The sequence below is a fragment of the Pseudoalteromonas sp. Z9A5 genome (assembly GCF_011378875.1).
Classification (GTDB): Bacteria; Pseudomonadota; Gammaproteobacteria; order Enterobacterales; family Alteromonadaceae; genus Pseudoalteromonas.
Genome location: NZ_WTLC01000010.1, coordinates 82,159 through 107,793, shown reverse-complemented (window position 1 = coordinate 107,793; position 25,635 = coordinate 82,159). Strand labels below are relative to the sequence as shown.

Annotated in this window: 26 protein-coding genes; 6 read left to right on the top strand and 20 right to left on the bottom strand. The window is 37.7% G+C overall.

Annotated elements, in window-relative coordinates; translation table 11 throughout:
- Positions 1 to 135 precede the first annotated feature (135 nt).
- The 3 genes from clpB to rluD form a co-directional block, all read right to left on the bottom strand.
- Positions 136 to 2,712 (bottom strand): ATP-dependent chaperone ClpB, encoded by a 2,577-nt coding sequence (gene clpB, locus GQR56_RS07435; RefSeq protein WP_166109958.1) that lies wholly within the window; start codon positions 2,710 to 2,712, stop codon positions 136 to 138.
- A 101-nt stretch (positions 2,713 to 2,813) separates the two neighbouring features.
- On the bottom strand, positions 2,814 to 3,545 hold the full coding sequence (gene pgeF, locus GQR56_RS07430) for a peptidoglycan editing factor PgeF (protein WP_166109954.1): 732 nt from the start codon (positions 3,543 to 3,545) through the stop codon (positions 2,814 to 2,816).
- Positions 3,545 to 4,522: a 23S rRNA pseudouridine(1911/1915/1917) synthase RluD gene (gene rluD / locus GQR56_RS07425; RefSeq protein WP_024610207.1), complete on the bottom strand. Its 978-nt coding sequence runs from the start codon at positions 4,520 to 4,522 to the stop codon at positions 3,545 to 3,547. The genes pgeF and rluD overlap by 1 nt, the downstream gene beginning before the upstream one ends.
- A 141-nt stretch (positions 4,523 to 4,663) precedes the next feature.
- Between rluD and GQR56_RS07420 the strand changes: the two genes are divergently transcribed.
- Positions 4,664 to 5,425: an outer membrane protein assembly factor BamD gene (locus tag GQR56_RS07420; RefSeq protein ID WP_024610208.1), complete on the top strand. Its 762-nt coding sequence runs from the start codon at positions 4,664 to 4,666 to the stop codon at positions 5,423 to 5,425.
- A 71-nt stretch (positions 5,426 to 5,496) separates the two neighbouring features.
- Here the strand turns inward: GQR56_RS07420 and glnB are convergent, their stop codons facing one another.
- Positions 5,497 to 5,835 (bottom strand): nitrogen regulatory protein P-II, encoded by a 339-nt coding sequence (glnB, locus tag GQR56_RS07415; protein ID WP_024610209.1) that lies wholly within the window; start codon positions 5,833 to 5,835, stop codon positions 5,497 to 5,499.
- A gap of 160 nt (positions 5,836 to 5,995) precedes the next feature.
- Here glnB and GQR56_RS07410 point away from each other — a divergent pair, with 160 nt between their 5' ends.
- Both GQR56_RS07410 and GQR56_RS07405 read left to right on the top strand, forming a co-directional pair.
- Positions 5,996 to 6,559, top strand: coding sequence for a GspH/FimT family pseudopilin (locus GQR56_RS07410; RefSeq protein ID WP_166109951.1), 564 nt, complete (start codon positions 5,996 to 5,998; stop codon positions 6,557 to 6,559).
- 79 nt (positions 6,560 to 6,638) lie between these two features.
- Positions 6,639 to 7,163: a GspH/FimT family pseudopilin gene (locus tag GQR56_RS07405; protein ID WP_024610211.1), complete on the top strand. Its 525-nt coding sequence runs from the start codon at positions 6,639 to 6,641 to the stop codon at positions 7,161 to 7,163.
- A 2-nt stretch (positions 7,164 to 7,165) separates the two neighbouring features.
- On the opposite strand, the gene GQR56_RS07400 is transcribed toward GQR56_RS07405, so the two are convergent.
- From GQR56_RS07400 to murJ, 13 genes are all read right to left on the bottom strand, one after another.
- Entirely contained in the window at positions 7,166 to 7,579 is a 414-nt protein-coding gene (locus tag GQR56_RS07400; protein WP_024610212.1) for a type IV pilin protein, read from the bottom strand.
- A gap of 15 nt (positions 7,580 to 7,594) precedes the next feature.
- A complete protein-coding gene (locus GQR56_RS07395; RefSeq protein WP_166109948.1) occupies positions 7,595 to 10,771 on the bottom strand; it encodes a PilC/PilY family type IV pilus protein in 3,177 nt (1,058 codons plus the stop codon).
- Between the two features lies 1 nt (position 10,772).
- On the bottom strand, positions 10,773 to 11,273 hold the full coding sequence (locus tag GQR56_RS07390; RefSeq protein ID WP_166109945.1) for a pilus assembly protein PilX: 501 nt from the start codon (positions 11,271 to 11,273) through the stop codon (positions 10,773 to 10,775).
- Positions 11,261 to 12,256: a PilW family protein gene (locus GQR56_RS07385; protein ID WP_166109942.1), complete on the bottom strand. Its 996-nt coding sequence runs from the start codon at positions 12,254 to 12,256 to the stop codon at positions 11,261 to 11,263. Before GQR56_RS07385 ends, GQR56_RS07390 begins: the two co-directional genes overlap by 13 nt.
- A gap of 1 nt (position 12,257) precedes the next feature.
- A complete protein-coding gene (gene pilV, locus GQR56_RS07380) occupies positions 12,258 to 12,818 on the bottom strand; it encodes a type IV pilus modification protein PilV (RefSeq protein ID WP_166109939.1) in 561 nt (186 codons plus the stop codon).
- A 163-nt stretch (positions 12,819 to 12,981) separates the two neighbouring features.
- A complete protein-coding gene (locus GQR56_RS07375) occupies positions 12,982 to 13,683 on the bottom strand; it encodes a LytTR family DNA-binding domain-containing protein (protein WP_166109936.1) in 702 nt (233 codons plus the stop codon).
- On the bottom strand, positions 13,680 to 14,714 hold the full coding sequence (locus GQR56_RS07370) for a histidine kinase (RefSeq protein WP_024610218.1): 1,035 nt from the start codon (positions 14,712 to 14,714) through the stop codon (positions 13,680 to 13,682). The genes GQR56_RS07375 and GQR56_RS07370 overlap by 4 nt, the downstream gene beginning before the upstream one ends.
- A 40-nt stretch (positions 14,715 to 14,754) precedes the next feature.
- On the bottom strand, positions 14,755 to 15,684 hold the full coding sequence (gene ispH, locus GQR56_RS07365) for a 4-hydroxy-3-methylbut-2-enyl diphosphate reductase (RefSeq protein WP_166109933.1): 930 nt from the start codon (positions 15,682 to 15,684) through the stop codon (positions 14,755 to 14,757).
- On the bottom strand, positions 15,684 to 16,124 hold the full coding sequence (gene fkpB / locus GQR56_RS07360; RefSeq protein WP_008166565.1) for an FKBP-type peptidyl-prolyl cis-trans isomerase: 441 nt from the start codon (positions 16,122 to 16,124) through the stop codon (positions 15,684 to 15,686). The genes ispH and fkpB overlap by 1 nt, the downstream gene beginning before the upstream one ends.
- Positions 16,121 to 16,621 carry a signal peptidase II gene (gene lspA, locus GQR56_RS07355; protein WP_024610220.1) on the bottom strand — a complete coding sequence of 167 codons (501 nt, stop codon included), beginning with the start codon at positions 16,619 to 16,621 and terminating at the stop codon, positions 16,121 to 16,123. The genes fkpB and lspA overlap by 4 nt, the downstream gene beginning before the upstream one ends.
- A gap of 12 nt (positions 16,622 to 16,633) precedes the next feature.
- Positions 16,634 to 19,462 carry an isoleucine--tRNA ligase gene (gene ileS, locus GQR56_RS07350; protein WP_166109930.1) on the bottom strand — a complete coding sequence of 943 codons (2,829 nt, stop codon included), beginning with the start codon at positions 19,460 to 19,462 and terminating at the stop codon, positions 16,634 to 16,636.
- Positions 19,463 to 19,491: 29 nt separating this feature from the next.
- On the bottom strand, positions 19,492 to 20,418 hold the full coding sequence (ribF, locus tag GQR56_RS07345) for a bifunctional riboflavin kinase/FAD synthetase (RefSeq protein WP_024610222.1): 927 nt from the start codon (positions 20,416 to 20,418) through the stop codon (positions 19,492 to 19,494).
- 83 nt (positions 20,419 to 20,501) lie between these two features.
- Positions 20,502 to 22,082, bottom strand: a complete 1,581-nt coding sequence (gene murJ, locus GQR56_RS07340; protein ID WP_346775752.1) for a murein biosynthesis integral membrane protein MurJ — start codon at positions 22,080 to 22,082, stop codon at positions 20,502 to 20,504.
- Between the two features lie 253 nt (positions 22,083 to 22,335).
- Here murJ and rpsT point away from each other — a divergent pair, with 253 nt between their 5' ends.
- On the top strand, positions 22,336 to 22,596 hold the full coding sequence (rpsT, locus tag GQR56_RS07335) for a 30S ribosomal protein S20 (RefSeq protein ID WP_024610224.1): 261 nt from the start codon (positions 22,336 to 22,338) through the stop codon (positions 22,594 to 22,596).
- Positions 22,597 to 22,884: 288 nt separating this feature from the next.
- Here the strand turns inward: rpsT and GQR56_RS07330 are convergent, their stop codons facing one another.
- A complete protein-coding gene (locus tag GQR56_RS07330; protein ID WP_024610225.1) occupies positions 22,885 to 23,268 on the bottom strand; it encodes a response regulator in 384 nt (127 codons plus the stop codon).
- Positions 23,269 to 23,382: 114 nt separating this feature from the next.
- Here GQR56_RS07330 and GQR56_RS07325 point away from each other — a divergent pair, with 114 nt between their 5' ends.
- Entirely contained in the window at positions 23,383 to 23,823 is a 441-nt protein-coding gene (locus GQR56_RS07325) for a hypothetical protein (RefSeq protein ID WP_166109927.1), read from the top strand.
- A gap of 106 nt (positions 23,824 to 23,929) precedes the next feature.
- Positions 23,930 to 24,175: a hypothetical protein gene (locus GQR56_RS21470; protein WP_024610227.1), complete on the top strand. Its 246-nt coding sequence runs from the start codon at positions 23,930 to 23,932 to the stop codon at positions 24,173 to 24,175.
- Positions 24,176 to 24,444: 269 nt separating this feature from the next.
- Here GQR56_RS21470 and GQR56_RS07315 read toward each other — a convergent pair whose 3' ends face one another.
- Positions 24,445 to 24,600: a hypothetical protein gene (locus GQR56_RS07315; RefSeq protein ID WP_024610228.1), complete on the bottom strand. Its 156-nt coding sequence runs from the start codon at positions 24,598 to 24,600 to the stop codon at positions 24,445 to 24,447.
- 98 nt (positions 24,601 to 24,698) lie between these two features.
- A complete protein-coding gene (locus tag GQR56_RS07310; RefSeq protein WP_166109924.1) occupies positions 24,699 to 25,619 on the bottom strand; it encodes a glyoxylate/hydroxypyruvate reductase A in 921 nt (306 codons plus the stop codon).
- Positions 25,620 to 25,635 lie beyond the last annotated feature (16 nt).

Here is a 25,635-nt window from a genome sequence, read left to right as displayed (position 1 = left end):
AAAATACCCTCATAATCAAAAGATGATAAGGGTATTGTGAAGCAACCAAAAGATCGGTCAACCGATCAAAAATACCTTAACTGATCGGTGTTAGCTATTTTTAGCGGCTTTTCGTTTAAACGACTTGGTTAATAGCTATCGGCTGGCAAATAGTAATCCATTATCATCTGCGTCAATAGCAATAACACTACCAGGTAAATAATCACCATTGAGTAGCTTTTGTGCTAACGGGTTTTCAATCGTTTGCTGAATAGCACGCTTAAGTGGACGAGCACCATAAACGGGATCAAAACCACTCGCTGCAATTCGCTCAAGTGCCGCATCACTAATATCGAGTAAGTACCCCATCTCAGTTAACCGCTCACGTAACTTCATCAGTTGAATATCAGCAATCTCTTTTATGTGATTGTTTGCTAATGGATGGAAAACCACGGTTTCGTCAATACGGTTAATAAATTCAGGTCTAAATTCATTTATTAATACTTCCATCACTTTTGTTTTAAGCGTTGCATAATCATTATTACCCGCTTGTTCTTGAATGATGTCTGAGCCTAAATTTGAAGTCATAATAATAACTGTATTTTTAAAGTCGACAGTCCTACCTTGCCCATCAGTTAAACGACCATCGTCTAATACTTGCAGTAAAATATTAAAAACATCAGGATGTGCTTTTTCTATTTCATCAAGCAAAATGACTGAATAAGGTTTGCGACGAACTGCCTCGGTTAAATAACCGCCTTCTTCGTAACCAACGTAACCTGGAGGCGCACCAACTAAACGTGCAACCGAATGTTTTTCCATAAATTCAGACATATCGATGCGTACCATCGCATCTTCAGTATCAAACATAAAACCAGCTAAAGCTTTAGTCAGCTCTGTTTTACCCACCCCTGTTGGACCTAAAAACAAAAATGAACCAATAGGACGATTAGGATCAGCAAGCCCGGCACGTGAGCGTCGTATTGCGTTAGAAACGGCAACAACAGCTTCATCTTGACCAATAACTTTACTGTGCAGCTGATCTTCCATTTGCAATAGTTTTTCGCGCTCACCTTGCAGCATACGTGCAACAGGAATACCAGTCCAACGCGATAGTATTTCAGCTATTTCGTCTTCACCCACTTGGTTTTTAAGTAAGGTCATTTCTTGCATTTCGGCTTGTGAAGCCAAATCGAGCTTACGTTCCAGTTCAGGAATTCGACCATATTGTAGCTCTGACATACGTTGTAAATCGCTTGCTCTGCGTGCTACATCTAAATCTAACCTTGCTTGCTCAAGTTCAGCTTTAATAACTTGAGTGCCTTGCAGTGAAGCCTTCTCTGCATTCCATACTTCGTCAAGCTCACGGTATTCCATTTCAAGGTCGGCAATTAACTCTTGCATTTCGCTACGACGTTTTTGACTCGCTTCGTCTTTTTCTTTAGCGAGTGCGTTATCTTCAAGTTTTAATTGAATGATACGGCGCTCGAGCTTATCTAAAGACTCTGGTTTAGAGTCTATTTGTAAGCGAATAGATGAACCAGCCTCGTCAATTAAATCAATCGCTTTGTCAGGTAACTGACGGTCACTAATGTAACGGTGAGACAATTGAGCGGCAGCCACAATAGCAGGATCGGTAATTTCTACTGAATGGTGTAGCTCGTAACGCTCTTTTAGCCCTCGCAAAATTGCAATGGTATCTTCAACTGAAGGTTCTTCAATTAATACCTTTTGAAAACGTCGCTCTAGTGCTGCGTCCTTCTCTATATATTTACGGTATTCATCAAGAGTTGTTGCACCTACGCAATGTAACTCACCGCGTGCTAGAGCTGGCTTTAACATATTGCCGGCATCCATTGCCCCTTCGCTTTTACCTGCGCCAACAATCGTATGAATTTCATCAATAAATAAAATCACTTGGCCTTCTTCTTTCGCCAGTTCATTTAATACTGATTTTAAACGTTCTTCAAACTCTCCACGGTATTTTGCACCGGCAACTAATGCACCTAAATCGAGTGATAGTACCCGTTTGTTTTTTAGACCTTCAGGTACTTCCCCATTAATAATACGTTGTGCTAACCCTTCTGCAATCGCTGTTTTACCAACACCTGGTTCACCTATTAATACCGGATTATTTTTAGTTCGACGCTGTAAAACTTGAATTGTTCGGCGAATTTCATCATCACGTCCAATAACAGGGTCTAACTTCCCCTGCTCTGCGCGCTCAGTCAAATCTATAGTAAATTTTTCAAGTGCTTGACGTGTTTCTTCTGCATTTGGGTCATCTACCTTTTGACCACCACGAATCGCTTTAATCGCGTTCTCAATTTTAGTGGAGGTAATATTTAATGATCTGAATATATTACCAAGCGGACCTTTATCATCGCACGCAGCAAGAACAAACAGTTCACTTGATATATATTTGTCTTTGCGTTTTTGAGCGTATTTATCACATAAATTGATAAGTGAAGCCATATTATTCGACAACTGCACATCGCCGCCGACTCCCTCTACCTTAAAAAGCTTTTCTATTTCTTGTGATAATTTAGTATTGAGTTCATCAGCACTAACACCTGTTTGGGCAAACAACGCGCGCACACTTGAGCCACTTTGCTGAAGTAGTGAGTACATTAAATGAACTGGTTCTATAAATTGATGATCGCGGCCAAGAGCCAAAGATTGCGCATCAGAAAGCGCAGATTGAAATTTACTTGTAAATCGATCTAAACGCATTGGGGTTTACCTATTTAATAAATAACGAATTACTTAATTAATGGGTATGTTTAGGTGTTTGTTCAAGGTGCTGGAGAAAATATAATCAGTATAACGAAAAATTACTTGCGCCAGATCAAAGTTCCCATACGTCCGGTTTGTCCGTTTCTCCTGTAGGAAAAAAACAACTGATGCTGAGAAACAGTGCAATACTCTCCTCCAGTAATATTTCTAATTCCTAATTGGTTTAATAAAATGCGTGCTATAGCATAAATATCAGCTAGAAACTTCTGATTAGCTTGTGGTTTAAAAGCAGCTTCGAATAAAGGGCTTTTTGCCTTAAATAGTTCAAAAACATCTGCCCCCACTTCAAATTGGCTAGGACCAATGGCTGGGCCTAACCATGCATTAATATGCTCACATTTAGCACTAAAACAATTAAATGTATTTTCAATTATTTCCCGCTCCAAACCTCGCCATCCACCATGAATAGCAGCTACTTCTTTACCATCATTACTGGCAAGTAAAATAGGTAAACAATCAGCGGTCATAATTGCTAAAGGTTGGTTAGAGAGTTTTGTGTAAAGTGCATCGCCTGTATGAGTTGCAGTGTAATCAAACGACTCATCGACAATTAATACATCTGCACTGTGAACTTGGTCTATCCACACAGCTTGTTTTGGAATAAAGGTATTTAATAAAGAGCGATTTTTTAAAACATTTTGTGGATTATCACCAACGTGGAGCCCTAAGTTTAAACTTTTAAACGGTCCCTCTGAAACGCCACCTTCACATGTGGTACTTAACGTACCCACATTGTGAAGATTTTGCCATGTTGCTGACAACAACTGCATTAATAATCGATATTAGGATTGGCTTTCGTATCTTCACGAAGTGCAAGTGTCATCGCTACCATATCATCTGGTATAGGTGCTTGCCATGTCATCATTTCACCTGTAATTGGGTGAGCAATACTTAATTTTACTGCATGTAATGCTTGGCGTCTAAAGCTGCGAAGTAACTCAAACAACTCAGGTGTTGCACCTTTTGGTGGGCGCGGACGACCTCCATACGATTGGTCACCAATTAGCGGGTGATTCAAATGAGCCATATGCACTCGAATTTGGTGTGTACGACCAGTCTCTAAACGTAAGCGCAAACGCGTGTGAGCACGAAACTTTTCAGCTACTCGATAGTGCGTAATCGCAGGCTTACCCATTTCATGCACTGCCATATGAGTACGTTGAGTAGGATGACGACCAATTGGTTTTTCAACCATACCACCGGCAGTCATTGTTCCATTGCAAAGTGCTTCATATTCACGCGTAAAGTTTTCGCGTTTTTGTAACGCAGTCACTAAATGTGTTTGCGCCGGAATTGTTTTAGCTACAACCATTAATCCAGTCGTATCTTTATCAAGTCTGTGAACAATACCTGCACGCGGTACATTAATAATTTCTGGGTAATAATGTAAAAGTGCATTTAGCACTGTTCCATTTGGATTACCTGCACCAGGGTGAACAACTAAACCCATTGGCTTATTAATAACTAAAATATCATCGTCTTCATAAACGATGTTTAATTTGATATCTTGTGCTTCATATTCACGTGGGGCTTCAATTGTTGTCTCAATATTAAGAAGCTCACCACCAAGTAACTTGGCACGTGGAGTGTTTAACATTTCACCATCAACGGTTACTTTATCATCCAAAATCCACGTTTTTATACGTGAACGTGAATAATCAGGGAACAATTGTGCTAATACTTGGTCTAGACGTTTACCACCTAAGTCGGTTGAGACTTCGGCTTGAAGAGAAATTTTCTCTGACATTAGTAACTTTACCCAATTTACCAGTGCAAGCTTTGCTCGACTGGGTTAGAATCGCTTTTAATAAAAGCATAATATAATACGCATAGTTTACTCGGTTTTACCGACTTGGCCTAGCCGAAGACATCGAAGGTAACAAATAAAATGATAAATAAAATAGGGAAACGTGCATTTGCCATTGTTTTTTCAGTTTCTGTACTTAGTTTAGGTGCTTGTTCATCGGCACCTGACCAAGAAGATATTCAACGCGTACCAAATCGCTCTGCACAAGCTTTGTATGAAGACGCAAAAGAAACGTTAGATTCTGGTTTATACGCACGCGCAATTGAACTTTTAAGTGCAATAGACTCTCGTTACCCATTTGGACCGTTCTCTAAGCAAGTACAAATGGATTTAGTGTATGCACATTACCAATCAGGAAATACTGAGCAAGCATTAGCGACAGTAGACCGTTTTATACGTCTAAATCCAAATCATAAAGATTTGGATTACATGTATTACATGCGTGGCTTAGTAAATATTAAAGCTGATAAAAATGCATTCCAAGAATACTTTGGTGTAGATAGAGCTGATAGAGATGCAAACCGTACACGTGTTGCATTTACTGATTTATCAACTCTTGTTAAGCGTTTTCCTAAAAGCGATTACGCACCTGAGGCAAAACGTCGTTTAGTTTGGCTTTTAAATCGAATGGCACGTTATGAGCTAAAAGTAGCAACCTATTATTATGAACGTGAAGCTTATTTAGCTGCAGCTAACCGTGGTAAGTTTGTTGTTGAGCATTATTCGCAAAGTAGTTACTTAGACCCAGCATTAGATATGATGGTAAAAAGCTACGATAAATTAGGCTTAACCGAGCTAAGCGAACACGCAAAACAAACACGAAGACTAAATAATAGAAAATAATAAACTAAAAAGGCGCTTGTTAAACAAGCGCCTTTTTACTATCTAGAATGTGTGAGTAAATAACTCACAATTTAAATAGCCTCTTCGTCTTCTTCTGCTGTACGAATACGTATTACGCGCTCTACATCAGTGACGAATATTTTACCATCGCCAATTTTTCCTGTTTGTGCTGTTTTTACAATCACTTCAATTGCACGCTCAACATCTTCATCACTTAGTACAATATCTAATTTTACCTTTGGTAAAAAATCGACCATGTACTCAGCACCACGATATAGCTCTGTATGACCTTTTTGACGTCCAAAACCTTTAACTTCGCTTACAGTCATGCCGTTAATGCCGACTTCAGATAATGCTTCACGAACATCGTCTAATTTAAAAGGTTTGATGATGGCTTCTATTTTTTTCATATTAATTACTTTCTAAAGCTTCAGTTGTCTCGATTTTAGACAATCATAAGGCTCATAGCAAACAAAGCAATTGAATTGCGGTGATAAAACAATCAGTCATGGTATAATTATCACCATAAAAATAACTATACTTAAATTACTGCAGCAAATGAGAATAAATATGAAAAATAAACACAATGGATTTACTATTTTAGAACTTATGGTAACTGTTGCTATCGTTGGTATCGTCGCTTCTATCGCTATTTGGAATAGCAGCGACATGTTAGAAGAAAACCGTGCTGAAAACTTTTTATTAGAATTAAAAAGAAATATTAGTTACGCCCGTGCACAAGCTGCAAGTACTGATGAAATAGTTGTAATTTGCCCAGCGCCCAATACAGTTACAAGTGATAGCACAAGCCTCGAATGTCAAAGCGAATGGGACTCAACTAATACCGTTATTTTATTTATAGATACAAATAATGATGGTATTTATAATAACCCAAACGATAGTCTATTACGCGTAATGTCAGAAACTCCGTCTAGTGACAAAATAAAATTCTCTGGTAATAATAGCCTTCGATTTAATACGAGTGGTCGTATTACAACAAGTTTAGCTGGCTCAGGTAACTTTACGGGCTTTGTATATTGCCCCAATAGTGATAATGAAAATAACAAAGCACTTAGCGTATCTGTATCAGGAACCGCTTTTTATCTTGGTGATACCGACGAAACATGCGGTTAAAAAACACACAACTTCATCTTGTCATATTTGTATCATTTACTAGACTGAGTTAATCATTTATTAACTCAGGTCTTCAAGGATGAGGTTATCAATATTAAAAAGCAAAGGTGTTACCCTTATTGAATTAATGGTTTCTCTTGCCATTGTCAGTATTATTAGCCAAATATCGATGTGGTTTTACTCTGATTTTTTAGCTAAAAACAGATTAGATAATCATGTAAACCTCCTTCACCGAAATATCACCTATGGTCGATTATACGCAATTGAAAATGGCACCTACGTTACACTCTGCGCATTAAAAAATAGCCAATGTACAAACGATGAATGGGGTGCTCAAATGTCACTCTTCATAGATAAAAATAAATCAACCACATTGGATGACGATGAACTGCTTATAAGTACATTCGAAAAAGTACACGATGCTGACAGTTTAGAATACCCTAGAAATGCAATTACATTTCGCCCAGATGGGTCATTAAATGGTTTTCAAAATGGCACTTTTATATATTGCCCAAACGAAAAAACCAACCTCGAAGGGTTGGCTTTGTCTGTAAGTCAAACTGGCAGAATACGCATTAAATCAACAGATAAATGCCAGGAATAAAATCATCTACTCCAACAGTAGGCTTTGTCTTTAGAGCCTGTTGAGCCCTTTAAGCCAATATCTGTAATTGTTAAAGTTGTGCAGTCACCGTCACCTGCAACAGGACCTGAGTCTGCAGTTGCGGTAAAAACGAATGTGTTTTTGTCTGCGTTTAACACTACCGAGAGTTTGAAATATCCATTTTCAGTTGTGTCTGTAATTCCCAAGTTAGCAAGTACGTCTGTATATTCTCTGTTATCAACAAAAAATTGCTCTTGCTTATTAGCTGCATCTAACAAAGTCGCTGCAGCTTCTGCTCGCGCAGCTCGTTTTACATATTCAGTATAATTAGGAAGTGCTATTGCAGCTAAAATGCCGACAATAGCGACTGCTATCATCAGCTCAATTAATGTAAAGCCTCGTTGTAGTTTACTCATTTAACAGCCCCTTCTTTAATCATTTTGAACTTCATCATTTTCTTCGCGTTTATAAATGTATGTTTGTTGTGTGCTAAAGCCAAAACCAACAGAATTATCATCTACTAACTTTATTTTTCCATCAACAACCTTTAAACCAGGGCCATTAACTTTGATAGGCACCATCAGTTCTTGTTCTCCTGCGACTAGCGGACCAGGAAAATAAAATTTACTTTCAGGTACTTTTGAATCATCGTCATCACACTTTCCATCGCTGTTTGAATCTGCACAAGTAGAGCCAAAATATAACTGAGGAGTGTCGGGTACATCATAACTTGTTGTAAATCTTAGTGAATCGTATACTTTCGTTCCGTAATGTAAATGGAAAGCGTAAAGCGAACCACCGCCACCACTAAGTGAACATTGATTTTCAGTTGATGTATCTGATGCAGGCGTAAAAGAAGTAAAGTAAGCAACACCACCAACAACGGTTGCCGCAGCTAATGATTTTTCTCCAGTACTTAGCTCATATCGCCAACCTTGGAATTCAGCCAAATCAGCTTCAAGCTCAACAAACTGATCAATGTCATCTAAAGAATTACCAAAGGGGTCTGAGTTCATAGGCATTAAATCGACAGGTTTAATCGGTTCAGGCTTATTATCTTTAAATGATTTTGTTACTGTATTTTCATCACGAATCATAAATAATTGATTTTGTTCGCTCGTACTTGTTGGTTTAGAGCGGTTACCACTACCAATAACAATTGCATCATAAGGAGTATCTAAACGAGTAGTTACCTTCTCGCCGTTTATGTCTGTTTCGGTAACTTTACTAAATGTAGTACGAGCAACAAGTGGTTTGTAAAAAAAGCGCCTATCTTCTGTCGCAGAACTGCTCCCTAATTCAGCAAGCTTAAAATGACTAAACCCACTAGATGACTCCCCGGGCATATCAATTCGCCAAATATCTCCGCCTGTATCGGCAGCATAAATACGATCAATGTAACCATCATAATCAGAATCAAGTGTAGTAACGTCTGCTGCAATACTATGTCGACCTTCAAAGCCATTACTGTTAGGTGTTAACGCCCAAACTAATTTACCTGTTTCAGCTTCAACAATATAAACACCTCGACCAGTATTATCCTCACTGCGTATTGCTTCATCTTTATTCGTATCGTAACCTGCGCCAAACACTAATAATGGCTTATCACCAAACGCTTTAATATAAGCTATTTGTGGCTTAGACCACGTTTGTGCAAGCTCTACAAAATCACCTTTGCCACCTTCAATTGGTTTATCCCACAGTTTAACGGGTACATTAGGGTTAGTAATATTTAATGCGTAATAGTTTTTGCCGCCTCTGCGCATTCCAGCAAAGGCCCAAACGTCATCACCACTGCTTGCATCAATTACACCATCGTTTAAGCCATCATTATTTAAGCTTTTATCACTGAAGTACACACTAATAGGACCATCCATACCGTATACTTTTTTGTCAGCTTGATTTTCACGAAGAGGTTCAATTATGTCGTAGAGCGCAGAAGGAATAAATGCCCAGCTTTCGCTAACAGTATTACCACTATCTTTAAACATATGTAAAAAGCCAGCATTAGTACCTATAAGTATACGAACATCATCATTGCCATAATCTATAGCTAATGGTTTAGAATGTAGTGGATCACCAAAGATATCACTTCGCTTATCATCAGATTTTCCATCTCCATCTTCATCATCAACATCAATACCCATCGCCCACTTAATATCATCATTAGACAGACCAAATGGGTTGTTAGCTATTAGACCGAGAACACCTGCAATAATAGATGTATTAAAAGTAACTATTGAGCCTTCTCTTTCTGTGTATAGGTTTCTTGATGCTGCATTGGTTAAATTTAAATTCACACCACCTTGCGCAACTAAATTACCATCTGCTGGCTCATCACTTGGTAACCAAAATGTTTTTGCATTTTCATCAATTAATCCAACACTATTAATTGCGGGAGTGTCTGTGGAATCTACAATTTGCTCACCGGATACTTTTAATTTTTTTAAATTACCACGCCAACGAGCTCCCGTTTCAGGGTAAAACATAGCAAAATAAACAGCATCACGACTTCGCGTTTGATCTACGTTATTACTCGCCACTGAAGGCGATGAAAAACTATCATTTACTTCTCTAATTCTTGAAATAGTATTTTTTAATGCTTCAGATAAAGCTTCAGATGTTCGAGCTTCCAAGTACTGACCACCACCAACAGAAGCAGCACCCTCTAATAACTTAATGCCGTCTTCACTCATACCTGTACCAAAACCAATGGTATATACTCTACCAGTATCTAAAACATCGCTGGTATCTGTATATAAATCTACCTTTGTGTTGTTGGTGCCATGAATAATTTTAGATAAAGCAACTAAATAGCTATTAGAATAATCACCACTCACAAAAGGAATCGAGTCGTCAAATATATCATTGTGCACATTCTTTATTTGATTATCGCGACCACTATCATTAGTTGGGTCGCCATCTGTCATTAATATCAAATTTATTGAGTTATCACACCTCAAAGGGTCGCCTGAATTTTTTTTAAAAGGTGACTTATAGCTCCCGTTTGCATCTGCGCTTTTATCTCGATTGTTTATACCATTTGCAAAATCGAGACTTGCACCTGTTATATAACGGTATGCTTCCCAGAGAGTCTCTGTTATTGGCGTTGAACCACTTGCTGGCAAGTCATCAATCTCACTTAATATATTTGATTTACTAGCGCCAGATCTTGCAAGTACATAACCTCCAGAGTTTCCGTTAAAACGCATTAAACCAAAATCAATATCATCGTTGTCATTTACTAGTTGTTTGATCGCATTTTTAGCGACTAAAAGTCGGCTATCTTGACAATTAGGTGCGTATGAAGAAGAACCAGTTTTTCTGTAGCATTGCTCTTCTAATAGGTAGGTGTTTTTACTCTCAAAACAATTACTTTCATAGGCAAAAAGACTGCCATTATTATTTCGACCTATCTGATAACACTGCCCACCATCAGTTACATCCCAAGCCATACTCCCTGAAGTATCAAATATCATTAATACTCTTGGGTTTTCATCTGTTTCTACATCATGATTTACATAAAGCTCTATATCTTCAGCGGCTGCTGACATACTCAGTGTTAATCCCAATAATGAGGCAAACACTTTTTTAAATTTAAATTTCATCTTAAATCCCCTTGTTTACGCTCACCATTTCTTGGGCTACACCGGTAACAATAGTAAGTTCATGCTTACTTTTAGAACCGTATTTTTTAGTAGTTGATACCTGTACCATATTACATGCAAGACCCGCAGTACTGGCAAAACGACGCGGGCACTCTAAATCAAGTATTCCCTTATTTAAATTTATCATTTTGCTTTTCATATCATTATGTTCAGCAATGAGCATACCGCTATTATCCGCTGCTATTTCAGTTACCTCTTCAGGTGATAAAAAAAACTGATTAGCAGCACCTTTAGTTGCCTCATCAGAGATCATTCGCTGTACTTCACCTATAAGCTCGTTTTCAGCTACTTCACGTTCTTGTGCTGCATTAGTTATCTTTACGTCAATACTGCTACTACTCATTAATGTGACAGCGATTCCTGTTACAGCTATGACCATTATAAGTGCAGTGATAAGCACAACACCTTGTTGATTTTTTGCTTGTTTATTTAAATGCTCCATAGATTTGACCCTATATTATTAAAGCGAATAGTTGTAGTAAATACGGTACGTCTAAAGTTATCTGTAAACGTTAATTCACGATTATTTGCATCTTCTCCAAGTATATATTTTTGATTTTTAATACTTAGACCAGCATCTGGTTGCAATGCTCTAATTAATAAAAACACCTGTACAGTTAAAATACCTTTACGATTTTCCCAGTTGCTGGGAGTCATATCATTAATACTTCTATACGTATCTACTCGACTATCATTTGTAGTATCTAGACCAAAAACAAAGCGCATATTTTCAACCCCCTCCATGATCGTCTCAGCCCTAACTTCGTCATTAACTAGCCGATTACGCATCAATGCAGGAACGGTTAAACTTTTATTATTCACTTGATAAGTTTGCTCTGAAATATAATACGTATGGTGGCTGTAAGGCCAAACTGTTGCGTTAACGCTTAACGATGCAGGATCAACAACCCCTCGAACAAAACGAGCTTGCTCTTGCTCTGCAACAAAGTAATTTTGGCTATCTTGTGTTTCATTATTGCCAGCCTGAACAGTTAACTGATCACCTTGCAAAAACTTTACTTGTAAAATATCAGTACCTATTAATGAGTTATTAATACAACTAAGCTCATCCGCGCCATTGGCTGTTTTTGCGTATAAAGTTCTAAAGTTACTGGTACTTGCTAAATCTGGAAAACTGCCGTTATTAAGCCCTTCAAAGCAATCATTTGTTGGCGTAGCTAATGTTGTGGTATTCATAGCAGTAAATGAATCATCGTAGTAGGTACCCCAAAAGCCAACTTGCTCAATATCACGCTGCATAATATTTATAGCTAAACGACCCGACTCTTGAAGTTCACCTATGGTCATCGTGTCTTTGGTTGTTACTTTCATACCAATATAAGTAAACATGACGCCGCCAAGCACTAATCCGCCAATAAATAGCGAAATCATTACCTCTACAAGCGTAAAACCTTTTTGCTTCATGCTAACTCCTTAAATAAATATAACTAGTTAAAACAACTAAACGACGCTTGTTATCAGCTGTTCCACAGCTTATTGCGCCAGTGTCTGCGTTTGCAGTAAACTCTTGGCGACCTTGCCAAGACACAATAACTTCAATATTAAAAGCTTTACCACCAGAATTTGCCACTGCAACCGGATTAATACACACATTTGCATCATCTAATGAGCCAGTGTTTTTTCTGGCCTGTATTGCACGCTTCCACTGTTCAAGGTCAAGTAAAGCAATTTGCTCAGCACTGCATGAACTACCAAAGCATGTTGTTGACGAACTTGCTGGTGTTTTACTCGTAAAGTCTTTCTTATAATGTGCAACTAACTGAGATGTGTCGTTAGCACGAATACGTTGGATAATGTCATTTCCCAGAGCGACTGCGGCGGCGCGCTGCATAGAGTCAAAACTAGCTTGTTTTGCTTTTGCTTGTAACGCAACAGCACCTAATAGACCAAAGCTGAGAATAATAAATGCGATAAGAACTTCAATTAATGTGAAGCCCTTTTGCACTTTAAAATGATGAGATTGCATATAAAAACCAAATAAAAATTACCTGATTGTAAGTTTAAGCAATTAAAATGTAGATTCAAGTGAGATTAGGATAGACGGTTATATTTGTTGATAAACGGTTAATAAAATAATTTCACTTAGTCGTACTTACATAAAGTTAAATGTTAGGCTCAGTAAATATTATTTAAAGCGCATTTTTAACAGTTTTGAGCTCTCGACGACTAACTGGCAGTAATTCATCACAACCTTGTAATTGAATAACATGATTACCGTTGCCTTGAGAATGCACCGCTATAATTTTATTCTTATTTACCAACGTATTGCGATGGATACGCAAAACAAGTGAAGGATATAGTATTTCAAGCTGTTTTAAGCTTTGTTCAATAAGCGCTTCAGCGCCTTTAAATACCATTTTTGTGTACTTTTCTTCAGCGTTGAAATAATAAATAGAGTCCATTTCAACACTTTTTAGTGTACCTGCAAGTTGGTAACTTATTTTAGCAACTTGCTGCTTTTGTAAATGTGCTTTATTTATACGACCCACTTGTTCAAGTACTGTTTGCAATGCTTGCTCTGATATAGGCTTAACTAAATAACCAGCGGCACTTAACTGAATAGCATTTAAAGCATGCTCAGGATGAGCAGTAACAAAAATAATAGCCGGTGGGATAATTAATTTATTAAGTTCTTTAGCCACCTCTAAACCGTTAATACCTGGCATATCAACATCTAAAAGCACTAAGTCTGGCACTACTTTTTTAACCTGTGTTAAAGCTTCATTCCCATTGCTTGCCTCTGCGATAACCGTCATGTTTTTATTTGTAGCAATTAATCTTTTTAAGCGCGCCCTTGCAAGGGGCTCATCGTCAACAATAAGTATATTCAAAAAGTATTCTCAATATATTTTGGGATCACAACTTTTACTCTAAATACGTCATTTTTGTTAGTAATCGTTAATTGCGCTTTATTATCATAGTAAATGTTTAAACGTTGCCGAATGTTTTCAAGTGCCATCCCGTTATTAGGCCTTGTTTTTGCATCGCTGGCTGTTACAGGATTAGAGACAATGATTGTTAAATAGCCTGTTGTAACATGTAATTCAACTTTAATTATCGCACCAACTTCGCTAGTTTCAACTCCATGACAAACTGCATTTTCAATTAAAGGCTGAAGCGTTAAGCATGGTATTGCAAGTGTTGGTAACTCATTTGGTATTTGCCAGTCAACTTTTAAACGACTACCAAAACGCCAAGATTCAAGTGAGACATATTGTTTACTTAACGCTATTTCATCCTCAAGTGGCACACTCTGCCCTGAACGCATTGCCGCTTGCGATAAAGCAGCTAAAGCTAATATAGCTTGCTCTGCAGCATTCGCATCTTGATGAGTGAGCTCAGCTGCTGTATTTAAACTGTTATATAAAAAATGAGGTCGTATTCTTGCTTGTAATGCGTCGAGCTCAGCACGAGAAAGTGCTTTTGTTTGTTGTTCTTTTTCAAAATAAATTAATAAAAATTGAACAAATAATGCAGCCAATAAAAATACAATAATACAGTTACGAAGAATAAAATAAAGTAGCTGTTCATCCGCTCTAATATCAAAAGCAATATAAGAATACAAAAAACTAAATACAATAGTACTTAATATAAAAACAGTGAAGAAAGAGGTAATCTGAATGGGTTGATTTTTTTTCTGTAAAAAGAATCTGCAAAAATACAAAGAAGAAGAGCTAAATAGTACAGTTAAATGCAAAAACAAACTGATTACACCAAGGCGTAACCAAACATCACCTTCTACATTGGGTGCAAACGCTAAAACAATAGCTATAACTTGTGTAACAACTAAAGAAGCTAATACTCCTCGGTCATTAAAAAGAGCCGAAAAAAGCAATGCATCTGATTGAGGCACTTTGCTCATAACGACTCTCCTTTATTAAGCTTAATACTCTATATTTAGATTAACGCAGTTCAATAGGAACAGCGAACACAATAGTTTCTATTTCGCCTGGGTTCTCAACAACCTGCTTACCACCAAGCTCTTTTAATCGGCTAATAACCTGTTGTACAAGTACTTCTGGTGCAGATGCCCCAGCAGTTACTCCAACCGATTTAGACTCTGTAAACCATTGCTCTTGTACGTCCGTTGCATCATCAATTAAATACGAAGTAGTGCCCATTTTATCTGCAAGTTCGCGTAAGCGATTTGAATTAGAACTATTTTTAGCACCAACAACCAATAAAACATCCACTTTATCGGCTAAATCACGCACAGCATCTTGACGATTCTGCGTTGCATAACAAATATCATCTTTACGAGGTCCGTCAATTGACGGAAATTTTTTGCGTAATGCATCAATAACATCCGCTGTATCATCAACAGAGAGTGTTGTTTGACTACAGTAAAAAAGGTTTTCAGCATTTTTTACATTTAGCGCAACAACATCATCAACGGTTTCAACAAGGTAAATTCCACCTGCTGAATTATCATATTGCCCCATTGTTCCCTCAACTTCAGGATGACCATGGTGACCAATTAAAATACACTCAATGCCCTTACGACTTGCACGTGTTACTTCCATATGTACTTTAGTTACAAGTGGACACGTTGCATCAAATACTTTTAAATCACGACGCTTCGCTTCGCTACGAACAGCTTGTGATACGCCATGCGCACTAAAAATAACAATACTGTCATCTGGCACTTGATCAAGCTCTTCAACAAAAACCGCACCACGGCTTTTTAGTCCATCAACCACATAGCGGTTATGCACTACTTCATGGCGAACATAAATTGGCTTTTCAAAAATATCCAAAGCACGTTCAACAATACTAATAGCACGGTCAACACCAGCGCAAAAGCCTCGTGGATTAGCTAGTAATATTTCCATTAACCTTCTACCTCGATAATATCAACTTCAAACGTTAAACGCTGACCAGCCAAAGGATGATTAAAATCAATTGTTACCGACTCGCCTTGTACTTCGCGTACTAAACCAGGAAGTTCGGTACCATCAGGCTGCGTAAACGCTATAATGGCACCTACTTTTGCAGGTGTTTCTGGACCAAACTTACTACGATCAACATAGTAAATATTATCAGGATTTGGCTTACCAAAAGCATCTTCAGGTTCAAGTTCAAAGGTTTTGCTTTCGCCAGCTGTTAAACCTAATAAACATTTTTCGAAGTTTGCAGTTAAGCTGCCATCACCCATTGTTAATTTAGCAGGCTTGTTATGTACCTTAGTAGAATCCGCAGCAGAGCCATCTTCTAACTTAATAGAAAAATGAAAAATAACTTGCGAGTTTTCACCAATTACAGCTTGGCTCATGCTTTATGCTCCTTCGGACTCTCACCTGTAAAGGCGTCAAATAACAATAATGCAGCGCCAATACAAATAGCACTATCAGCAATATTGAATACAGGAAAATGCGAGTCGTTATAAAATACGTGAATAAAGTCGATTACATAACCATATGCAATACGATCGTATAAATTACCAATAGCGCCGGCAAGTATAAGAGCATATGCACTACATAATACTTTGTTTGTCGCTGGTAGACGCTTTAACCACCAAACAAGTAAAGCACTAATGGCAATAGCTATAAAACTTAAAAACCAACGCTGCCAACCACCCGCTTCACTTAAAAAACTATAAGCAGCACCATAGTTATGCACATAAGTAATACTAAAAACAGGGAGTAAATTTATCGACTCTTGATAAGCCATAGTACTTACAACAAGTGTTTTACTGGCAAAGTCTATTACTAAAAGTAATAGACTCAACCAAAGCCACACTAAACCACTTTTTTGGGCTAGTTTGCTCACTAAGAATAACTCCTAAGCGAATTGACGCTTTTCGCCTTCGCCATCAACATTACTAACACAACGACCACAAATCTCAGGATGAGCAGGTTCAACACCTACATCTTCACTGTAATGCCAACAACGCTCGCATTTAGCAGCATCAGTTGCAGCAACACTAATGAATAAACCTTCAATTTCAGTTGTTTGTGTATCAGCAGGCTGACTATCAACTTCAGTTACATTCACAGCTGATGTTAATAATACAAAGCGCAGCTCATCACCAAGCGCATTTAATTTAGCTGCAAGCTCTTTACCTGTAAATAAATTAACAGTGGCTTGAAGTGTTGCACCTATAATCTCTTCTTTACGTGCAGCTTCTAATAAACGGTTTACTTCGTCACGTACCGTTAGAATTTCTAACCAGTCATCATTACTAAATTGGTTATTAGTTGGCGCTTGTAAGCCATCATACCAAACTGATGTAAATACGTAATCGCTGCGCTCGCCTGGTAAAGCTTCCCAAATTTCTTGTGCAGTAAAGCTCATAATAGGTGCCATCCAACGCGTCATTGCTTCAGCAATATGATAAAGCGCTGTTTGACAAGAACGACGTGCGTGACTGTCACTCTTAGCAGTGTATTGACGGTCTTTAATTACATCTAAGTAAAACGAGCCAAGCTCACCTGTACAGAAGTTCATTAGCTTTTGCGTTACTAATAACATTTGGTAGCTATCGTATGCAGCTAAAATTTCTGTTTGTAATTGAGTTGCACGACCAACAATCCACTTATCAAGCTCAACCATATCGTTAACTGCTACTTGATCTGTTTTCGGATCAAAACCATTTAGGTTAGCAAGCAAGTAACGGCTTGTGTTGCGAATGCGGCGGTAACGATCTGCTGAACGTTTAAATATTTCATCCGACACAGTCATTTCTGCAGTGTAATCGGTAGAAGCAACCCATAAACGTAGAATATCAGCACCTAGTTTATTCATCACATTTTGTGGTGAAATAACATTACCCAGTGACTTAGACATTTTGCGACCGTTTTCATCAACGGTAAAACCATGAGTCAATACTTGGCGGTATGGTGCGTGACCATTAATAGCCACTGATGTCATCATTGATGACATAAACCAACCACGGTGTTGATCAGAACCTTCTAGGTATAAATCAGCTGGACCAACTAGATCTTCACGCGCATCTACAACACATGCATGCGACACACCTGAGTCAAACCATACATCTAACGTATCTTGCACTTTCATGTATTGCTTGGCATCTTCTTCACCAAGCAATGTAGCAGGGTCTAGGTCGTACCATGCTTGAATACCTGCTTTTTCAACAAGCTGTGCAGCTTGCTCAATTAGTTCTTGGGTATTTGGATGAAGCGCACCAGTGTCTTTATCTGCAAACAATGCAATTGGAACACCCCATGTACGTTGGCGAGAAATACACCAATCTGGGCGGCTTTCAACCATATTAGAAATACGGCTTTCGCCCCACTCTGGTAACCACTGAGTATTTTTTATTTCAGCTAGAGAATCTTGGCGCAAGTTAGCCTGATCCATACTTACAAACCATTGTGGTGTAGCACGGAAAATAATTGGTGTTTTATGACGCCAGCAATGTGGGTAACTATGTGTAATAGCATGATGATGCATTAATGCATCGTGCTCTTTTAATACTTCAATTACGCTCGCATTGGCTTTAAATACATGCTGACCTGCAAAAAGTTCGGTATCTGGTAAATAAACACCATTTGCACCAACAGGGTTAGCTACTTCAAGATTGTAATTTAAGCCAGCCACGAAATCTTCTTGACCATGCCCTGGAGCTGTATGTACAACACCGGTACCTGAGTCAGTAGTTACATGCTCTGCTACAATCACTGGTACATTAAAATCATAAAAAGGATGAGCTACTTGTAAATTTTCAAGCACAGCACCTTTTACATAACCTAATACGTGAAAGTGATTAAAACCAAAGCGGTCCATTGCATCTTTAACAAGCTCAGAACCTAAAATTAGACGTTGTTGTACACCTTCATCTTCAACCTGTACCAATGCATACTCTAAATCGGCATGCACAGCTACTGCGCGGTTTGCAGGAAGCGTCCAAGGTGTTGTTGTCCAAATAACAGTACCAACACTGCCTTCACCTTTATGACCATCAGCCAAATCAAACGCGTTAACAACAGCATCTTGATCAATAAAAGTAAAACGTACATCAATAGCAGGAGATTGCTTATCTTGGTATTCAACTTCAGCTTCTGCTAATGCAGAACCACAGTCTGTACACCAATGCACAGGCTTAGCGCCTTTATGCAAATGGCCTTTTTCAATAATACGACCAAGTACACGAATTGCATTCGCTTCAAAGTCAAAGTTCATTGTTAAGTAAGGCTTATCCCAATCTGCAAATACACCTAAACGTTTAAAATCAACTTTTTGACCTTCAACTTGTTTTTTTGCATATGCACGACATTTTTCGCGAAATTCTGCAGCTGTCACTTTTACGCCAGGCTTTCCTACTTTTTTCTCAACCATTAACTCAATTGGCAAACCATGACAATCCCAACCAGGAACTAACGGCGAGTCAAAGTCAGATAATGTTTTTGACTTAACAATAATGTCTTTTAATATTTTATTTACTGAATGACCTAAATGAATATCGCCATTTGCATACGGAGGGCCGTCATGCAAAATAAAGGTCTTTTTACCTTTTTTCGCGCTGCGAATTTGACCATACAGGTCGTCTTCATACCATGCTTTAAGCATTTTTGGTTCACGTTGTGCCAAATTGCCACGCATTGGAAACGGTGTTTCCGGTAAATTCAAAGTATGTTTATAATCGCTCATTAATCCTACATTCCGTATCTATCGGCTATCTAATTTAAACCAAAACACTGCTTAGCGGCGGCAACATCAGTCGCTATTTGTGCCGTTAATTGTGTTAATGTCTCGAATTTTTTCTCATCGCGAAGTTTTTTTATCAACTCCACATGCATAAATTGTCCGTAAATGTCCTGCGCAAAATCAAAAAGATGAACTTCTAGTAATGCACGAGTACCATTAAACGTGGGTTTATTACCAATATTTGCCACCCCATAAATCAATTTACCTGCAATCGTTGCTTGCACAGCAAACACACCATTTACAGGGCAAACTTGACGTTTAAGCGCAATATTTGCCGTTCTAAAACCTAGCTCTCGCCCTCTTTTCCAACCGTGTATAACACGGCCTGAAATAGCATAGTCATGACCAAGCATTACTTTCGCACTGGTTAAATCGCCAGTGGCTAAGGCATCACGTATTAAAGTACTGCTTACTCTAGCATTTAATTGACGAAAACTCGCGGTGCTTTTAACATCCATTTCCGCCTGTTTACCCATGCTGTAGAGTAAGTCAAAATTACCTTGGCGTTGCTTACCAAACTTAAAATCATCGCCAACCGTTAATGCTTTAACGCCTAACTTTTTAATTAAAATATCACTAACAAACTGCTCGGCACGCATATTTGCAAATTGCTGATTAAAACTGATGCAAATAACACGTTCAATTCCTAAGTCACTTAATAAACGTAGTTTATCTCGTAAGCGCGTTAATCGTGCTGGTGCATTGTTTTTAGCAAAAAACTCTTGTGGCTGAGGTTCAAACAGCATCACAGTGCTAGGTAAACGGTGCACTTTAGCATCAGCGAGCAAACCTTTTAGTACTTCAGCATGACCTAAGTGAATACCATCAAAATTACCAATAGTAAGCACGCAACCAAAATGTTGCGGACGAATATTGTGTATACCTCTAATTAACTCCATGCTACCTAATTGCCTTTTTAGCGAGTTATTAATTGCGACCAAAAGTGATAAAAGCCGCAGAGTTGCCGATTATAATCTTTTTTTTAATTTGATTCAGTAATTGCTACACTTTTTATCGTATTTAGTCTAACGCCCATCAAAAACAGCATTGTAAAATAGCTTACGCCTGCAATAACTAATAATGCTGTAAGCAACATAACTTGCTCTGTAAAGCCCCAACTAGACCAATTATAGTGATGCGCAGTAAACCAAACGACAACCCCCATAACCAAACTTGCCACTATGCATTTGAGCGTAAAATATAAGCTCATAGAGGAAAATTGATATACCCCTTCTTTTTTAAGCTGCCTATAAAGTAAAAAAGCATTACAACTCGCCGACATTGAGGTAGCTAGCGCCAAGCCTAAATAGCCAATAAAAGGAGCAAGCATAATATTAAACACCATATTTAGTACCAAAGTAATTATACCAATACGTACAGGTGTTTTTGTATCTTGACGAGCATAAAATCCAGGGGCTAATATTTTTATAAGCATAAAACTAACTAACCCTACCGAATAAGCTATAACGCCCAAGCTCACTGCTTTCACATGATCAACACTGTCTTCTTTAAATGCGCCGTGATCAAACAACACAGTGATAATTAATGGACTAATTATCATTAAACCGATCATTGCCGGTAAGCCTAGGAATATAACAAACCGAACCCCCCAATCTAACGTATGCTGAAAATCGCTGCTTTTTTTACTACTATGAAGTTTAGATAGCGCAGGCAAAATTACCGTGGCAATGCCAATGCCAAACAATCCGAGTGGAAATTCAATTAAACGATCAGAATAATATAGCCACGCAATTGAACCGGTCATGAGTAGCGAGGCAATCATCGTATCAAGCAAAAGATTAATTTGGCTAATAGATACACCAAACAATGCTGGTAACATAAGTTTGCGTACCTTTTTTACGTTTTCGTCTTGCCAAGCCCAACGCGGTCGAGCCAACATTTTTGCACGATACAAAAATGGCAATTGAAATAGCAACTGCACAACACCACCAACAAATACACCTATGGCGAGTGAGTAAGCACCTACCGAAAACTTATCATGTAAAAAAATGGCGCATGCGATAATAGAAACATTAAGTAATACTGGAGTGAATGCAGCTACAGCAAAACGATTGTACACATTCATTACTGCGCCGCTAAGTGCAACTAAGCTCACAAAAAATAAATAAGGAAACGTTAATTTAAGTAATGAACTGGCAAGTTCAAACTTTTCTGCATTCGCTCCACCCTGCCACCAATCAATAAACCAACCGGTACCAAATAATGCGGCAATAACAGGAGAGGCAACAACACCAATAATAGTAACGATAAGTAAAATAGTACCTAAGGTACCAGCAGCCTGCGCAACAAAAAGTTTAACCTTATCGTCGCCCTGTTGCTCTTTAATCTCACTTAACACTGGTACAAATGCTTGAGCAAAGGCTCCTTCAGCAAATAAGCGGCGTAAAAAGTTAGGAATACGGTTCGCAAACAAAAAAACATCTGCTGCTGCACTTGCACCTAACAAATTAGCAACCACAGCGTCCCGCACAAGCCCTAAAACTCGCGATATCATGGTCATACAGCTAACAATCATACCCGACCGAAATAAACCTTTTGACACCTTAAATCCACTCAAAAATAGGTAATTGATGCAATTATGCCACAGTCTTTTTTATAAATCGCTTTAAAGCACTAGGCTGGGGGTCTGTGCTTTGTTACAATGTCGGTATTAACTGCTAAAGCGGCAAATTGATGCTCGTTATATGGTGCAGTTTTTCTTGGGTCGTTAAATTTAAATTGACATCCATGATAGAAACAGGCATATTCCACCGCCTTTATTTTAAGCTTTATTTTAAGATTGTTAGGAGCAAACCTTGGCTAACATCAAGTCTGCAAAAAAACGCGCTATAACAAGCGAAAAGAACCGCCAGCACAACGCAAGCCGTCGTTCAATGATGCGCACATACTTCAAAAAAGTACTTGTTGCTATTGAAGCGGGCGATAAAGAAGCTGCACAGCAAGCTTTTACTGTTGCAACACCTATCCTAGACCGTTACGCAACTAAGGGTCTAATCCACAAAAACAAAGCAGCTCGTCATAAGAGTCGCATAGCAGCTAAAATTAAAGCTCTATAATTTGTTTTTGTTAGAATATAAAAAACCGGCTTTTGCCGGTTTTTTTTTATTCTAAATTTAATTATCTTTTTTAATACCAATTCGCCTAATGTAAGTAATCTATTTTGAGATAAAAAACCTTAACGACGACAAGGAAAAAATTTCGTTATTTAATTGTTCTCGGCAATTGCTCCTGCATTGCTCTACCTCCTTCATCCATGCAGTCGTATATCAGAAATTTTTAACCCAGTTAGCGTCAGATTTAATCCCTCAAATTGATTAAGTGTTATTGCAGATTGGTATATTTAATTACACATTTTCTAAGTCTGGATAAAACTTCTTAAGCATTGCTGCTATTTTTTTAGGTGTAAATGGTTTTACTACAAACCCTTTAGCGCCTTTGTCTATCGCGTCTTTTACATTTTCGATTCCAGAATGAGCCGATACCATGACTACATTTGTTTCAGGGCTTAGTTCATTAATCTGTGCGATTAACTCTTTACCATCACCATCTGGTAATTCAATATCTAAAAAGATTATATTATAATTTATAGCCTGGCACTCACTGATACATTGTGATGCAGTGGATGCTTCTTTTACGTTTTCTATCCCTAAGTGCATGAGCGTTTGGCTCAAAAAGCTACGCACGGTGCTAACGTCATCTACAATTAAAATTGATAGCTGCGCATTCATCTTTATTCCTCAATAGGCTATTAGCTAAGTTTAAGTTATCATATTAATTAGCTTAGTATATAAATTTACTCGTTTAATTATAGAGATCTATGTAAAAAAGGCCAAATTTGCATTATGTCAAAAGTACCAAATAAACAATCCTTGCTTGGGAAAACCCCAACAAGAAAAAAAACAACACAAAAAAGTAAGCGTCAACCAGCAACTGCAAAACCTAATCAAACAATTTCTAGCTCAAATTCTAATAATACAAAAAAAATAAATAAACCAAAAAAAGGGTTATTCATAACTTTAAGTATCGTAGCAGTCATTATTTTAGCTTTTCCAAAGCCAACGCTACTTACCTATAAAAAATTAGGAATGGTGAGTGAAAGCATCTACTGGTCTGGTGTATTTGGGTACGGTGCCACTATTATTGACTCAAACTTGCACCCACAACTCGATTCTAAACGTAAATATCTTTATTTATGCAGTGATTTAAAAAACCCACAGAGTTGCCAAAGGTATCAAGTAATAGCCGATAAGGGGTTATTTTCTGCTATTTATAAATACTTTTAGCATTAAAAAAACTAATCTGAAAATTTAAAATTACTTGGTTGAAAGGTGTGCAAAAGATCAACATAATGGCGCTCCTTTTTTCAACAACTGAACTATTGAAACGACCATGCTAAATGAGCTAGATTGGCTTTTAAACACAATACTACTTGCACTAGGTTTAGGTGCATTCTTCATTAACCATATAACACTGCTACGCGTTGCCGCAGTTAGTGCTTGTGGTCTGTTATTTTTATCATTTAGCCTAGATCTTATGTCGTCGAGTGTTATTTCAAATATGAGTTTAGTGTTGATCAACACATTTTATTTGTTTAAGGTTTATACATTCGGGCAATTTAATGTAGCCCAAAGTTAATCCTTATCCTTAGAATATTTTATAGCCCAGTTAATGCTGGGCTTTTTATTATCTAAAATTTAACATTGAAAAATACTATCGTCTTTCAATATTATTTAGTTTTTGATTTTTAGAAATAAATACTGATGATGAAGCTATACATTTAATTAAAAAGAGTAAATAACCATAAAGTAAATTTACTTTGAGGCACTTAGTAGTATGCCTAAATACCGCGTTAAAATTGTATTTAAGTAATAATCAAAAGTGCTCATTGTAAAAAGGGTAAGCTATTAACCGTTATCAATAGTTTCTATTAATTCTGCATTGTTTTGTTTTTTATGAGGGGCATCTTCAGCATTCGCCTGATTAAACCAAGCAGAAACACCCAAAACGATAATTGAAATAATAATAAAACTTAACTTAACGCCACTTTGATTTGATTTCATGACACCCTCTTTATAATTTTTATTTGTGAGAATCTTCTTTAACAATAATAAAAATTACATGTGTAAACAAGCTGTTTTTTAAACTATTTACTTGTCACTTAATAACCTTTAGTTCTATCTACTAGATTATTTAGCTTGCTACCCTCATTTAAACATTCGATATTTTCTACTATCTGGTTTATAACACTATTTAAATCAGACAATGCAGCACAATGAGGTGTTAACGTTATTTTTGGATGTTGCCAATATGGATGATCATTTTTTAATGGCTCTTGATCAAAAACATCAAGGGTAGCTGCTCGCACACTCTCATTATTTAGTGCAGTTAATAAATCTTGCTCAACAACATGCTGACCACGAGCTACATTAATAACAACAGCATGAGGTGAAAGTTTCTCTAGTAATGTTTTATTAATAATCCCCCTTGTAGCATTTGTAAGTGGCAACAAACACACTAAATAATCTATATGTGTGAGCATTTCATCTAACCCCTGCTCACCATAATAAACATGAACACTTGTAGAGCTTTTATAACTTTGTGCCCATCCACTTACATTAAAACTATTTTCAACCAGTTTTTGAGCACATTTTTTACCTAATTCACCGAAACCTAATATGCCCACATTTTTATGGTTATGAGCGCGTTTAGGTTTCCAACACTGCTGAGTCTGTTTAATAAAATATTCATTTAAACGCAGTTTTTGAGCTAAAATATGTGTAAGCACATATTCAGCCATATCTTCTGCTAGTTGATCATCAACAATGCGAACAACATCAATATGCTCAGCTAATTGTTTTAAATCGATGCTATCAACTCCCGCACCAAATGATGACACCACTTTTAAGTTAGGTAACTGCGCCCACATAGATTCAGGAGCATTCCAAGCAAGTACAAAGTCTATATCCTCTACGTTGAGGCAATCTGGCCACTCCTCAATACGAATAGCGGGTAAACGTGCTTGTAATTGCGCCATTAACTTTGTGTTATCTCGCCCTGTAATAGCAACTAATACTGACATACCTACTCCTTATAAA

Excerpts from the sequence above, each read along its gene's own strand:
- pilV (WP_166109939.1), bottom strand. The coding sequence starts at position 12,818 with ATGCAATCTCATCATTTTAAAGTGCAAAAGGGCTTCACATTAATTGAA.
- glnB (WP_024610209.1), bottom strand. The coding sequence starts at position 5,835 with ATGAAAAAAATAGAAGCCATCATCAAACCTTTTAAATTAGACGATGTT.
- rluD (WP_024610207.1), bottom strand. The coding sequence starts at position 4,522 with ATGTCAGAGAAAATTTCTCTTCAAGCCGAAGTCTCAACCGACTTAGGT.
- GQR56_RS07420 (WP_024610208.1), top strand. The coding sequence starts at position 4,664 with ATGATAAATAAAATAGGGAAACGTGCATTTGCCATTGTTTTTTCAGTT.
- GQR56_RS21470 (WP_024610227.1), top strand. The coding sequence starts at position 23,930 with ATGCTAAATGAGCTAGATTGGCTTTTAAACACAATACTACTTGCACTA.
- ispH (WP_166109933.1), bottom strand. The coding sequence starts at position 15,684 with ATGGAAATATTACTAGCTAATCCACGAGGCTTTTGCGCTGGTGTTGAC.
- GQR56_RS07390 (WP_166109945.1), bottom strand. The coding sequence starts at position 11,273 with ATGGAGCATTTAAATAAACAAGCAAAAAATCAACAAGGTGTTGTGCTT.
- GQR56_RS07370 (WP_024610218.1), bottom strand. The coding sequence starts at position 14,714 with ATGAGCAAAGTGCCTCAATCAGATGCATTGCTTTTTTCGGCTCTTTTT.
- GQR56_RS07385 (WP_166109942.1), bottom strand. The coding sequence starts at position 12,256 with ATGAAGCAAAAAGGTTTTACGCTTGTAGAGGTAATGATTTCGCTATTT.
- GQR56_RS07400 (WP_024610212.1), bottom strand. The coding sequence starts at position 7,579 with ATGAGTAAACTACAACGAGGCTTTACATTAATTGAGCTGATGATAGCA.
- ileS (WP_166109930.1), bottom strand. The coding sequence starts at position 19,462 with ATGAGCGATTATAAACATACTTTGAATTTACCGGAAACACCGTTTCCA.
- ribF (WP_024610222.1), bottom strand. The coding sequence starts at position 20,418 with ATGGAGTTAATTAGAGGTATACACAATATTCGTCCGCAACATTTTGGT.
- clpB (WP_166109958.1), bottom strand. The coding sequence starts at position 2,712 with ATGCGTTTAGATCGATTTACAAGTAAATTTCAATCTGCGCTTTCTGAT.
- GQR56_RS07315 (WP_024610228.1), bottom strand. The coding sequence starts at position 24,600 with ATGAAATCAAATCAAAGTGGCGTTAAGTTAAGTTTTATTATTATTTCA.
- GQR56_RS07410 (WP_166109951.1), top strand. The coding sequence starts at position 5,996 with ATGAAAAATAAACACAATGGATTTACTATTTTAGAACTTATGGTAACT.
- pgeF (WP_166109954.1), bottom strand. The coding sequence starts at position 3,545 with ATGCAGTTGTTGTCAGCAACATGGCAAAATCTTCACAATGTGGGTACG.
- GQR56_RS07395 (WP_166109948.1), bottom strand. The coding sequence starts at position 10,771 with ATGAAATTTAAATTTAAAAAAGTGTTTGCCTCATTATTGGGATTAACA.
- GQR56_RS07325 (WP_166109927.1), top strand. The coding sequence starts at position 23,383 with ATGTCAAAAGTACCAAATAAACAATCCTTGCTTGGGAAAACCCCAACA.
- fkpB (WP_008166565.1), bottom strand. The coding sequence starts at position 16,124 with ATGAGCCAAGCTGTAATTGGTGAAAACTCGCAAGTTATTTTTCATTTT.
- GQR56_RS07330 (WP_024610225.1), bottom strand. The coding sequence starts at position 23,268 with ATGAATGCGCAGCTATCAATTTTAATTGTAGATGACGTTAGCACCGTG.
- GQR56_RS07405 (WP_024610211.1), top strand. The coding sequence starts at position 6,639 with ATGAGGTTATCAATATTAAAAAGCAAAGGTGTTACCCTTATTGAATTA.
- GQR56_RS07310 (WP_166109924.1), bottom strand. The coding sequence starts at position 25,619 with ATGTCAGTATTAGTTGCTATTACAGGGCGAGATAACACAAAGTTAATG.